12 protein-coding genes are annotated in these 12,916 nt (G+C 37.8%); 2 read left to right on the top strand and 10 right to left on the bottom strand.

The annotated features are described in order from the left end of the window. Positions 1-48: 48 nt before the first annotated feature. Positions 49-669: a JAB domain-containing protein gene (locus tag ACOKFG_RS11835; RefSeq protein WP_299485385.1), complete on the top strand. Its 621-nt coding sequence runs from the start codon at positions 49-51 to the stop codon at positions 667-669. Between the two features lie 56 nt (positions 670-725). On the opposite strand, the gene ACOKFG_RS11840 is transcribed toward ACOKFG_RS11835, so the two are convergent. The 7 genes from ACOKFG_RS11840 to ACOKFG_RS11870 form a co-directional block, all read right to left on the bottom strand. Then, on the bottom strand, positions 726-1,514 hold the full coding sequence (locus tag ACOKFG_RS11840) for a phage Gp37/Gp68 family protein (RefSeq protein WP_299485387.1): 789 nt from the start codon (positions 1,512-1,514) through the stop codon (positions 726-728). Further along, positions 1,453-2,574, bottom strand: coding sequence for a three-Cys-motif partner protein TcmP (tcmP, locus tag ACOKFG_RS11845; RefSeq protein ID WP_299485389.1), 1,122 nt, complete (start codon positions 2,572-2,574; stop codon positions 1,453-1,455). The genes ACOKFG_RS11840 and tcmP overlap by 62 nt, the downstream gene beginning before the upstream one ends. 52 nt (positions 2,575-2,626) lie before the next feature. Next, on the bottom strand, positions 2,627-3,952 hold the full coding sequence (locus tag ACOKFG_RS11850) for a hypothetical protein (protein ID WP_299485391.1): 1,326 nt from the start codon (positions 3,950-3,952) through the stop codon (positions 2,627-2,629). Between the two features lie 174 nt (positions 3,953-4,126). Then, positions 4,127-5,062, bottom strand: a complete 936-nt coding sequence (locus ACOKFG_RS11855) for a ketopantoate reductase family protein (protein ID WP_422861338.1) — start codon at positions 5,060-5,062, stop codon at positions 4,127-4,129. A 2-nt stretch (positions 5,063-5,064) separates the two neighbouring features. Then, positions 5,065-5,430, bottom strand: coding sequence for a DUF7009 family protein (locus tag ACOKFG_RS11860; protein WP_299485395.1), 366 nt, complete (start codon positions 5,428-5,430; stop codon positions 5,065-5,067). Positions 5,431-5,503: 73 nt separating this feature from the next. Beyond that, complete coding sequence (locus ACOKFG_RS11865) at positions 5,504-6,508, bottom strand: DUF2911 domain-containing protein (RefSeq protein WP_299485396.1); 1,005 nt, start codon at positions 6,506-6,508, stop codon at positions 5,504-5,506. 99 nt (positions 6,509-6,607) lie between these two features. Continuing rightward, positions 6,608-7,708 (bottom strand): hypothetical protein, encoded by a 1,101-nt coding sequence (locus ACOKFG_RS11870; protein WP_299485398.1) that lies wholly within the window; start codon positions 7,706-7,708, stop codon positions 6,608-6,610. A 128-nt stretch (positions 7,709-7,836) separates the two neighbouring features. Here ACOKFG_RS11870 and ACOKFG_RS11875 point away from each other — a divergent pair, with 128 nt between their 5' ends. After that, positions 7,837-9,117, top strand: a complete 1,281-nt coding sequence (locus ACOKFG_RS11875) for a hypothetical protein (protein ID WP_298789780.1) — start codon at positions 7,837-7,839, stop codon at positions 9,115-9,117. Between the two features lie 4 nt (positions 9,118-9,121). Here ACOKFG_RS11875 and ACOKFG_RS11880 read toward each other — a convergent pair whose 3' ends face one another. From ACOKFG_RS11880 to ACOKFG_RS11890, 3 genes are all read right to left on the bottom strand, one after another. Further along, positions 9,122-10,255 (bottom strand): serine hydrolase domain-containing protein, encoded by a 1,134-nt coding sequence (locus ACOKFG_RS11880; protein ID WP_422861339.1) that lies wholly within the window; start codon positions 10,253-10,255, stop codon positions 9,122-9,124. 152 nt (positions 10,256-10,407) lie between these two features. Then, the gene (locus ACOKFG_RS11885; RefSeq protein ID WP_422861340.1) at positions 10,408-11,118 is read right to left on the bottom strand and encodes a galactosamine-6-phosphate isomerase; all 711 of its coding nucleotides are present in this window, start codon (positions 11,116-11,118) and stop codon (positions 10,408-10,410) included. Positions 11,119-11,122: 4 nt separating this feature from the next. After that, positions 11,123-12,913 (bottom strand): sodium:solute symporter family protein, encoded by a 1,791-nt coding sequence (locus ACOKFG_RS11890; RefSeq protein ID WP_299485407.1) that lies wholly within the window; start codon positions 12,911-12,913, stop codon positions 11,123-11,125. Positions 12,914-12,916 lie beyond the last annotated feature (3 nt).

Raw genomic sequence — 12,916 nt, forward strand, 5'->3', positions numbered from 1 at the left:
CTTTTGGGCCTGCCCCACCCTATTGCCCACAAATTGTATATTTGAAATATGAACGTCCGTCTTACCAAGGAACAGAAAATTAAGGTCTTAAATTCTGTTGATATCTACTTTGTAATGCAGCAGATATTGCTGCGCGAAAACAAGATCCGCCGCAACCAAGAACATTTTTGGGTGGTGGGGCTCGATACCAAGAATAAGGTGCTTTTTATAGAACTTATTGGCCTTGGTGCGGTAAACCGGGTAAATGCCGACCCGCCAGATGTATTCCGTATGGCCATTTACAAACTGGCCGTAAAGGTGATCTTGGTGCACAACCACCCCAGTGGCTCGGTAGATGCCTCTAAAGGAGACCATGAGTTTACCGACCGTATGCTAAAGGTGGGCAAGCTGATCAATATTGAAGTGGTGGACCACCTGATCATTACCGAGGACGGCTATACCAGCTTTGCCGACAAGGGGATCATGGACGAACTACGAAAGTCTGGCCTGTTTGAGATCATGGGCCCCGAAAAAAAGGAGCTGGAACAATGGAAGATCGATACCGAAAAGAAAAAGGCCAAGAAGGAAGGGTTAAAGGAGGTTGCCAAATCCTTAAAAGCTAGCGGTATGTCTGATGCTGAAATTAAAAAGCATACGGGGTTGAGTGAGGCTGCGGTGAGGAGGTTGTAGAGTTGAAATTTTTCACATAGTAAATAGGATGTAACCCGGTTTCTGAATATCTATTTTTAAACACTGTGTTGCAATTCAATTTCAGGCATCTCATCATAAGTTCGTCCGTTCAGTTCTCTACCATTTTTCTTTTTGTTCTTTCCTCCCCATTGTTTGAAGAAAAATGCTACCTCAGCGCTTTCACATTGCTCTTGAATATCAATAACCCAATCTGCATCCATAGGTCGAGGATTATGACCACTCTCGCCGCCAACTATCACCCAATCAATCTTATCTAAATTTAAATTTTTTAGAGGCCCAATTAACGGCTCAAGAGATAGAAATTTTACTCTTGCATTAGTATCTCTTAAAAAGTCAATCCTCTTTTCTACTTTTTGTTCTTCAACCGATACGCCCATCCAAATATTGTGTGACCATTTTAATTCTTCGTGCAATTCGTATAGTCTTTCTGCTCTTTTGGTCAAGACTTGAAAAACATGTTGCGGGTTATCATTCATAACCTTAAAAACCTTTTTAATGAATTCCAAAGGAATTTCTTCATGGAATAAGTCGCTCATAGAGTTTACAAAAACAACTTTTGACTTTTTCCAGGTGTAAGGTACCTTTAAAGCAGATTCATGTGTGCGAACTTTGAAATTATCTTTATACTTTTCAACTCCCATTGCTTGAAGTCTTTTAGACATTATTTCAGCATAGCAAAATTTACAACCTTGTGATATTTTTGTACAGCCGGTTGTCGGATTCCAAGTCATTTCTGTCCATTCTATACTCGATTGTGCCATCTTAATTGAATTTAATTTTTGCTGTATAAGTAATTCTTTTTGTTGGATTTCCCTTTTTATCAAATAAAGTAATTTTATTGTTGCTTATAAGAATCTCAATTGCATCTTTATAATTCTGTTTTACATAGTTCGTACTATAGTTGTGTTCTCTATATATTTCTTCAATAGTTTTATGATTAAAATCTGTATGCTTTTTCAAAATAATTTTGCTCAATTTTTTAACTGAATAAACACACAAGGAAGGAAAAAACAGTGGGTCTTGTTTTAGATTTGCCCCAAATAAGGGAACCCCATCTTCCTGCGTGTCACTGTATTTAGTCATTATTTCTTTTGCTCGAGTAATGGCAATATGAACTTTAGAAATAAAGAACAAATAATGACTTGTCTGATTTCTGTTTGGGAAGTTCACTCTAAATTTCAAGATGAAATAACCCCTATCTTCAAAAATCTTTTGAAATGTTTTTATAATAAAATCCTCTCTTTGATGAGGTCTTTCCTCTTTTTTATAGAATTCCAGAATTTTATGGTAATAAGAAGCAAAAATACCTTGCATATTCTGCTTTACTTTTTTATTTCTAATTGCAGCTCGAATCCTATTGAAGTTGAACAGCATAAACAAATCAGAACCCCAATTTTTGACAGAATACAAAAGCATATTCTGAGTATAATTGTAACCAAGTGGGTCTATAAAAGTTAAACTTGGATTTGAAGATTGTAAATATTCTTCGAGCATTTTTTGACTCGCTGGCTCATTAGCAATTACTGGCTTATTTGTAATGTCATTATAATATGTAAGGTTCTCAATATTTCTTTTTAAGTCATTAGCTAATTTTTCACTTTTATCATTAAAAAAGGTTTTAACTGCTTTATCAAAATCGATAAACTGACCTTTACTTTGGTTTATACTGTTTAAAATTTTAATTGGTGTGGAAGGTTTTCCATCATCGTATAATCCTGGACCAGAGAATAAATCAACATATAAAAGGGTGTTAATTTTTCGATATTGTTGCCCTTTAAGAAGAATAGCGGCCCAAGCTTTGAAATATTCATTAAGTATTTCGGATTTGATTTCAGAAGCAGATCGCTTTTCTTTGAAAAAATCGGATAAGTTTATCCCCGGCATAAATTATTGTTTTTCAGTGTAGTGACAACAGTGTAGTGCGCATTTAGCAAGGCTATATTCCACAAATCTCATTAAAACCATCTATTCTTTGTTCACAATATGTATATAGCCTGAACCATTCTTCTCTAGATATATCTTCTTGCCTAATCACTTTGTCTCTAATCGGCCTTAGCTCCAAATCTTCATAATCAAATAAGGTGGATGCAAATATCAAATAAGGTCTGTCTCTTACAAATTCCGACAAATCTATAGAAGGCTTTTGTTGTCCTAATCCCGTTGTTTCTCGAAATTGGTTTCCGAAAAAAATTCTATCAATAATCTGACGATTGAAACTATTCTTTTCAATTAAAATCTCCTCATCAAACTTTGAGATTTCTTCTAAAATTATACCCTCTATGGTTTCTTCATCTGGCAGATTTGACGCAGTGAGTATTTTCTTTACATCTATTTCATGGCCATCAATTTTTCCATAGGTTTCACTATAGTTTGTTAAGAGAAGGTAGAATAAAAACCCTCGGTCGTTATTTCTTAATAAATTGTTTGAATTCTTCACCCAAATTTCACTGGCTTTAAACTCTTTAGGAATCAAAACATCATTAAAAAGAGAATTAGGAATATTTAATGCAATTTTTGCAAATACAGATGAAACTTTATATCCTAAAATAGGGTCCTTTATCTTTAGATAAACAGAGGTAAGATGAACTGCTGCAGAATATAGTGTCAGTTCAGGATGATATAGTTTTTTTTCAATTTTAGAAGAAAGAGCTTCTCCTTGAGTTTCTTTATGAGGTGATTTTAATTTTAATGCTTCATTGAGTAAAAAATTATACTCTGCATAAGTTGCAGTTGTTTCTAAAAGAGAAGCAACGCTTAATGGAACCCTGCTAATTTTTCTTCCATCACTTGAGCTAAAAGTCACGAAAGGAATGGGCTTGTCTTCACTTACATTTCCATTAAAATCAAACCTAAGGCCTACCGTAATCTGAAACTTCCATCTATCAGCATAACTCCCTTCAATTAAGTTATATTGTTCTGTATAATATTCTAAATAATAATCTCTTTGAAGGGTTAGAATTAAGTCTCGGTAGTAATGGAAATCATACTCATTTCCTAAAATTGCAGCATTAAATGCCCTAAAAATTCTGAAGATATTTAATATTCCCCAATAAGTACTTACTTGGTCTATATAGTGCTGGTTTTCGTGTACATATGTACTAAATCTGTTTTTCTCTGTACTAGGATTTGTAACAGCCTTTTTGAATTCGGCTTCATCTTCAAATTCATTAAGCTGAATGTAATTTCCAAGACAATGATAATATCCGAGCGTGTCTACGTTTGGGAATTTTTTCCAACTTTTTATTTCTTCCTGAAATTTCATTTCAATTTTCTGTAGCTGTCTTAATGTGCAAGTTTAATCACTTTACCCAACCAATCTGGAGATTGTTGGAATTCTTATCCTTTTAATCTACATGTGGGGGAATACAAATCCCATTTAGGTTTGAGATAGCTGTACTAATATACCTAAATAATTAATACCTTTTTTTCCTACTTTTTAAGAAATACGTTTTTGTATTTCCCCAAACAATTGTCGGTAAGTTGGAGCATCAACACTAAAGTGTTGTGCTACACTTACTACATAGCCTACTAAAGCCTGAACTTCGGTATTGGTTTTTTTGGCGGTAACATCAGAATGTAGTGAAGAGGTTGCTGCATGGGGCAGGCTTTCCAGTTTGGTCAATACCTGTTCGGCCATATTGTTGGAGATAGTAACCTCTTTTTGCTTTGCAATTTGGGAAACTTCGTTGACCAGGGCAATCACGGTATTTCGCTTTTCCAAATCGGTAACTATGGGACCTACAGATGTATCAAAATATGTAGTGGCCGTAGCCATTACCGAGATAAAGACAAACTTTTCCCAGATCACCTTTTCAATCTGTGGGGTCAAGGTCACCTCTACCCCAGCTTCTTGGAGCAACTTTTCCAAGACCTCCAATCGGGCATCGGAACGGCCTTCTACACCAAAAAACAGTTTTTTTATGTTGCCCAGGTTCTCCACCACTCCAGGTCGAGATAGTCGTGCAATAATGTACACGCAACCATCGCACACCAAGTTGTTGGGCAGCAGTTTTTGGACGCGTTCCCTACAGTCCACCCCATTGAGCAAGGGCAAGATCACTGTTTGCGGGCCAATACAGGGTGCAAGTTGCCGTATGGTCTGCTCCAGATCATAACTTTTGGTGCAAACTATAATATAATCGACCTTGCCAATATCATCAGGATTATCTGTTGAAGACTTTGGAGCAGCCACAAACTCTTCATCACCTTCAATAACCTTTAGTCCTAACTTCTGAATTTGTTCTAGATGCGCCCCTCGAGCCAGAAAATGAACTTCTAAAGCTTTGCTGTCCTCAAATTGTTTGGCGAGCAAGCCTCCAAAAAAGCCTCCCACCCCTCCTATTCCAGCAACCAAGATTTTTGTTATGCTCACAATTAAAGGGCCTTAGGGTTTGGATAATTGTCCGATTGATCTTCGGTTGTCTCATCCATGCACACAAAATCCTTTTCCACCAACAAAAACAATTCATTACCGTTGTTTAATGTCATGGTATGTTCAAAACCTACAAGATTGTTCACATCCCAATTTTTGCTGGTAGCTGCGGGTACATATAAAATAATGGAGTCATCGAGAAATTTAGCATCCATTTCAGTGTTGGCCTCTGATACTTTTAAAGCATAGGTAAAGGTTCGGTCGTTGAACTCAGTAGCTTCCGAAAAATAACCGGTATTGCAAAAAATTTCCACCTCACTTCGGGTGAGACGATAGCGGATGGAATTTCCTTTGATTCTAATTTTCATGATGACTCGCTATTCAAGATGCGATACTTTTTAGAGTACCATCATAAAAATAAGCTTTATTCAATTAAGAATGTCAACCTCCGTTTTCCAAAATATGCTTGTTTGAAAGATACATATACCGAGCATACGGTTTAGATCTCTCGCCAGCATTTTCATAGGCTTTTTTAAAATGAAATGTTGCTTTTTCTTGGTTGTTCTGCTTAATATAATATTCTCCCATAGCCAAGTTTGTAATGTAATTATTGGAATCCGTCGCAAGCATTTCAGTCAATAGTACAAGGGTTTTATCGCTGTCACCTTCTAATAGCATAAAGCTCAAGGGGTAGTAATAGAAGTATGGAAAGCCTTCTCCCATGGTCAAAGCCTCTTCTTTGAGCTTAATGCTTGCGGAGTTCATCCCCTTTTTTGCCAACAAATCGGATTTAAGCATTAGGTTTCTAAATTCCTTCCCTATCGCTATGGATTTGTCCACATATTTTAATGCCTCATCAATATTATCCTCATTTTGAGCAACTGTTAACTGTGCCAGCTTTATATAATCGTCAGATGACTTCTCTTCTTTTGATTTTAAATCTACTAAGACATTAGTGGTTACATCTACTTCTATTTCAATACCGCACTTCACATTGGACCATTGCAATTCCAACCTGGCAGATTCTGGCTTTCGGGTGACGAATTCATAGTTCAGCCACTCCTGATATGGTCCTTTTTCGGGAATAGCTTTTACGCGTAAAGCATCGTCTTCCTTGTTATAGCTGAAACTGCCCCAGCTATCCGAAGTTTTGGAAAAGATAAAAGTCCACTCCTTTTCCTTTACATAAATATGTAATCCATATGTACCCTTAGCAATAAACTTTCCTTGAACTCGGACATCATGAGTGAATTCAATTGTGGTATTTTGGTTTGAACCAGCTCTCCATGGATATTGAATGCCATCTACCTCAAAGTCATAGGGAACTATACCTCCAAATATTTTACGCTGTTTGGCTGAAGGGCTATGGTATACCACGGTAACATCGGTAGTTCCAATGCGCTGCATAACACTTGCCTTGGGACTCACCTTAGTGGCCACCAACATGTCCTGGGCGTTTAAACCCCAACACCCAAGTAGCAGGAATAAATAAGAAACTAATTTAGGTTTGCTGTGTATCAATTTGACTCTGGATTTAAGATGAAACTATTTTATTTTTAATCCTTCAGGGTTTGGAAACTTTCCTGTTACCAACCACCCTCCAAAATCTTCTGAAACAGCAAGTATAAGAGTATTCTTTCCTTTTTTAAGATTCAAATAAACTGCATCAAACAGTCCTATGGTGCCCAAGTATCTATAATCTCTAGATCGAAATCGATTGTTTCCTTTGTAAATAGGTTTGCCATTAAGGATGGCCACTACTCTATCACTATAGCCAAACTCGAATAGTCTCATCATGTCATTATTGGACGTTATAGTAATTTTGGCCAAAACGGTATTGCCAGAAGAATCGTCCCCCAGTTCAACAGCTCTAGAAATATTGGCGGCTACTCCTTCTTCCAAGTATATCTTCTTTCCCCACTTTCTATCAGCTATCACCGATTCAAGTTTGCTGCTGTCATCCAAAAGTTTTTCCTCAAACTTGTCTGACACTTCCCATTGTGCTATAGCACCATCAATTGCCTCACGTTTACCTGGCATAAAATCCTTGATATCATGAACGTCATTGTTAATTTTAATATTAGCGATGTGAATACCACTAGCACCGCCCCCAGTAAAGCTTATCTTTCCTGCTTTAGGTTCATGGAATAATTGCCAAGATAGTCTTGGTTTTTCCTCATTGTCCAGATAAATCTGAGCTCGTTTTCCCTCGACTACTATTTTAACATGTGTCCAAACATCGTGATTATATACATGTGGAAATGAATACTTTGGGCCGAAATATAGCTGCCACGCTGTAAGACCTTTAAAAACACCTATTGCCTGGGTCGCATCCGGATTCCCCGATTGATGTGGTCTAAAATAAAATTGTTCTGCTTCGGAATCATTCACTCTAAAATAAACCGCGGGAAATGCCCTGGTCTTTTTTAAATGAATATCGTATTCAATAGTTCCGTTTAGAAAATTGGCATCCTTTAGAGTAATAGAACCTGCCTGTAAATAAATTGCATCTTTGCCCATATGCGGTTCCAATACATGTGCCCTAGCATCTATATCCCAATGCAATGTATCTAAAGGAATTATTTCTTGGGAAAAACCTAATGTGCAAACAAAGAAGAAAATAATTGTAATCGAAGTTTTAAACATGTCTTTTGATTTTTGATAGTACGAAGTAAACGGTATGGGCCAAAAAAGTCGAAACAAGTTCGTTCAAGTTGATTCATTCCCATTCAGGATATGTTTTTTTTGTGATCTTTGTTTAACAAAGACAATAGATGTATTCAGAATACTCATTGGTTAAAAAATGTTTGTCGCTCATCGAAAAAAAGTTGGGCTGGGGACCTTCAGATTCCTGGCATAATGATATGTTCTTTGAATTGAGTGAACGTATTCAGCAGGAGACCAAAGTTTTGTTGAGCTCAGTGACCCTAAAACGGGTTTGGGGCCGAATAGATTACCAAAGTGCGCCTAGCATAACCACATTGAATACGCTTTCGCAATTTGCTGGCTTTGAAAACTGGAGGGATTTTAAGAGCAAAGTAGTCGCTAAGAAGAAGTCGCGGATTTCAAATATGATTCGACCTAATTTAGGCGTAATCATGTTGAGTGCTTCTGTTATGACCATAATCTTTATTTCATTTTTTTCCTTAAAAGGTCCTGTTGAAAATGGGACATCGGTGGATCTTTCCAAAATTGTTTTCGAAAGTCGGCCCATTGCCAAAGGACTTCCTAACTCTGTTGTTTTTAACCTGGATTTGGAGGGTATCAAGTCCGACAGTATTCATATTCAACAGTATTGGGACCCTACAAAAACTATAAGTTTAAAACCAGGTCAACAGCAAGCTACTGGGCAGTATTATTTTCCAGGATATTTTAGGGCAAAGCTGTTGGTGGATGGGAGTCCAATAAAACAACACGATTTGTTTATTAAAACAGAAGGCTGGTTGGGTACCTTGGATTACAGACCTATTCCGAAATACATCCCATCTTCCAAGATTCATAATGGGAAAGTTTCTTTTTCTTCTGAAGTTATAACCGAAATCGCATCTATGGAGGAGCCTTTCTCTTCGACCTTTCACATGGTAAAGGATTTTGAGCCAATCTCTGGGGATAATTTTGAACTCCGGTCGACAATTAAAAATACATATAGAGATAAATGGGCGGTATGTCAAAAGGCCTATATCATTGTTTTGGGAACAAAAGGAGCTATGGTCGTATCATTTTCTATTCCCGGCTGTATCTCAGAATCGTATGTAATGCTAAATGACATTTATTTCAATGGAAAGGAACATGACCTTTCTGGACTTGGAGTTGATTTAAGTCAAGAAAAAGACATTAACCTGGAGGTCAGAAATAAAAACCTTAGCGTATTTATTGGTGACCAACTTGCTTTTTCAGGCAGCTATAATGAGGACATGGGAAGAATCGCAGGGGTGCGTTATCGATTTTTGGGAGCTGGAGAGGTGTCACTGAGTAAACTCAATGATTCAAGCGGAGAAACTATCATAGACTTTCTTGAAGAAAACGGTAATTCAATCGAAGCTGAGATCCATTGATAATTCAGAGATTTTGAAAGACCTTCTGTAACAATTCGTCTACCAATTCATATCGTAATAGAGGTCCGTTTTGAGACCTGCTCTGATTGTTTAGCATTGCAATGCTAACCTTGCTAGTTGGATCATAGAACATATATGAGCCATATCCTCTCATACCACCCGTATGTCCCCACATGGATCTGCCAACAAAAGTCACTTCTCTTACTCCTAACCCATACCCTGTTGCAATTGGATCACCAAGGGGTGTAAAATTCAACATTAAGTTTTTTGTTTCTTGAGATAATAGAGATCCGTTAAACAGATGTTGTGCCCACATTGAGAGGTCCGATGCTGTTGAGAAGACATCTGCTGCAGTATAGAAAATGCTATGATAAGCCGCTCCAAATTCACTGGATATATCTTGTAAGGTTCCATCGCCATTGCTATCTCTCCATGGGGTAGCAATTGGTCCAACCAAGTTCTCGTTGGCAGGGAAATAGGTATTTCCTAATTGTAAAGGATCAAAAAGTTTTTCTCTAAAAACTTCACCTACGGTCTTTTGGGTAACCGCTTCAATAATCAGTCCTAAAATGAGGTAGTTAGAATTGGAATATTCATATCTATCCCCTGGCATAAACACTGGCTCCCCCACATAATCCACTAACTCTAATGAAGGAATTGCTGTTTCAAGGTTACCTTCCACCCTTGCCCAAATATCAGGATGTCTGAAATACCCCAAGAGTCCCGCAAAATGGCCCAAAAGTTGTTCAACCGTAATGGATTCGTCAATATTGGTTGAATTAAGTGTTAACCATTTGCTTATAGGGTCATTTAAGTCCAATTGACCTTCATCTATCAATTTAAGTGTAGTCGCCGCCACAAAGGTTTTGGTAATACTGGCAATACCAAATCGCATATCACCAGATATTGGACTACCGCCGCTAGAGGTGCCGCCTTGAAGTATCCAACGTTCTTCTCCATCCACGCGAATGGATATAGAAGCACCCACCAACTTGTCCGTGCCGATTTTTGAGTCGACAATACTTTGGAGTTCTGCAAGGAACGCGGCATTCTCATCAACTGGCATCTCATTACTTCCCTCTTCATTGGAGCATGATAGAAATACCAATAAACAAACAATAACTTTAATAAACTTCATTGTAAGGTTATATTTTAACTTTATTTTTCTTTGTTACATCCTTATAAAAGTAATGGTTACGATTTTTTATTTATAAAGATTCGTCGGCTTTTCAACTTTTAATCCAGTCAACCATAAATTTTATAAGGTTGCTATGTATTCCTTCCAATGCTTTATTTAAACAACTCTTCCAGTATAAGGCAATCAACATTGGAGTGCATCCATAAAAAAGATGCTGGACATTGAGGGTCGACTTTTGAAGATAAAAACCGCTGTTTGGCCTTTTCTTTTCCCTTTCCTGATATTAATAGAAGTATTCTTTTGGAATTAAGAATATCTTGAATACCCAATGTCATCCCAAATTCTGGTTTTTTTAATTGGTTCGCAACCATATCATGTTCTTGAGATTGAGCGGTTAAATGTGCTACATGACATTTTTTGGTAGGATCACCGGGAGGTTCGTTAAATCCAAGATGCCCATTCTTACCCAACCCGAGAACGCACATGTCTATTGGGCCATTATTGTCTAGAAGGTCTTGAACACGCTTGCACTCTTCAATAGGATTTTTTGTTTTTTCATCAAATCCGATATAATTGCGTTCTTTTATTCTCAAGGGATTGATAAGTTCTTTTCGCAAATAGGTCTCGCAACTTCCAGCATTACTCTCCAAACTTACCCACTCATCTAACTTAATGATATTTAAGTTCTTATATCGATTTACATGAAGTTTTTTATCATAGACTAACCTTCTGTACACGAGTAATGGAGAATTACCTGTTGCAGCGCACAAAAGCAATTCTGGTTTCCTATCTATCTCCTGAATCAATAAGCCAGCAGCTTTGTTTATAAAGTCTACCTCATTTTCAAAATGTTGAATTCTCATGACATTATTGAGTTTTGACTTTTTCAACAATTCTTAATGTAAACCATCCACTTATTATTCCAACCAATAGTAGCACTATGGCATACATGTATCTCCCAAGAACGGCATGTCCCACACTAAAAAGAATACTATTTAAAAAAATCACGCCAAGTACAAAACCCATCCAACTTCTTTTCACCTCTTCTTTCTCAATATTATTTGTAACTAGCTGAGCTGCTATTGGACCCCACCATCCTTTTGGCCTGACCTTTGTGTAGAATGCAACAAGTGTTTTATTGGCAACTGGTTTGGTAAAATAGGTTACAATTAAGCTAATAGCCGTGCACAATAGCAGAATAATTGTTGCTCGAATCAAAGCGTGTTCATCATTGTACCAAACGTTTACAGTTTTTAAAAGGGACTCATCAATCCATTCTAACTTATACAGTCCGCTAACAATTAAATGACCATTGGCCAATACCAAAGCTGAAATCATTGCAGTTATCTCTGACCAGGCATTAATGCGCCACCAAAACCATCGAAGCATTAAGATAATGGCAATGCCTGAAACTATTTCGATGATGTAAATCCATGCCCCTGCAATGCTATCCATTTGCCAAGCCGCCATTGCGGAAAGCAACAATAAACCTGTTATACCAATCCGTGATACCATCAAATAATGGGCGGGAGATGCTTTCTTTTTTATAAAGCGTTTATAAATATCATTCACAATATATGATCCACCCCAACAGAGGTGTGTGTCAACAGTACTCATGAAAGCTGCCATGAACGCTGCTACCAGAAGACCTTTTAATCCCGATGGCAATACTTCCAATATCATCATGGGATATGCTAATTCTGGATCCGCAACCAAAGCCGCTGATGCTTCTGAAATAGGCAAGATCACTATAGATCCTAAACCAACCACGATCCATGGCCATGTTAGAATCACAACGCCTGCTACGGCAAACCAAAGCGAAGCTTTGATGGCATGTTTTTCCGTTTTAGCAGAAAAAAGACGTTGAACTATATAACCATCCCCCTGCGCCTGTCCCAACCACAAAATTCCAATAAGACAAACAAAGGCAATCATCTCAGTGGGTCCAATATGGGATAAATTTGGAAGCATATCCAACACCCCCGCCGGTGCATCGGGCCTTGCAGCAATTTGAGAAGCCAATTCTGTTGGTCCGCCGATTTGAACCAGGATCAAAATCGCCAAAAGTATGGTACTAATAGTACCTGCCGAAAAGTGTAGCATGTCTAATATGACCACTCCTTTGATTCCAGATGCCAATGTATGAATCAATGCGTAGCCACATGTTACAATCAAAGCAAACTCAGCACTCCAACCCAACATGATCTGAGAAAACTTCAGCATGGCGAGCATAACCCAACCCAGTGTGATGCAATTCTTGAAAATACCAAAGAATGCAGCCGTAAATCCACGTAGAACTGAAGCAGACTTGCCACTATATCGCATTTCAATTAGTTCGGCATCGGTTAAAATCTCGGCTCTTCGCCAATATTTGGCATAAAAAAAGACCATCATCATTATACCAATTCCCAGGTACCACCATAGCCAATTTCCGTAAATACCTTTACTACGAACCAAAGCGGTAACCGCCAACGGAGCATCTGTAGCAAACCAAGTAGCGGCAATTGAAGTGCCCAACAACCACCATGGCAGACTGCGTCCGGCCACAAAGAACTCCGTGATATTTTTGGATTTATGCTTTGCAACAAAAACACCAATTGTAATGGTGATCAGCATATAGATTACAATGACAACCCAATCCAGTGTTTCAAGTCCCATAAG

Origin of the sequence: Flagellimonas rhodophyticola (genome assembly GCF_049332665.1) — a bacterium.
Classification (GTDB): domain Bacteria; phylum Bacteroidota; class Bacteroidia; order Flavobacteriales; family Flavobacteriaceae; genus Flagellimonas.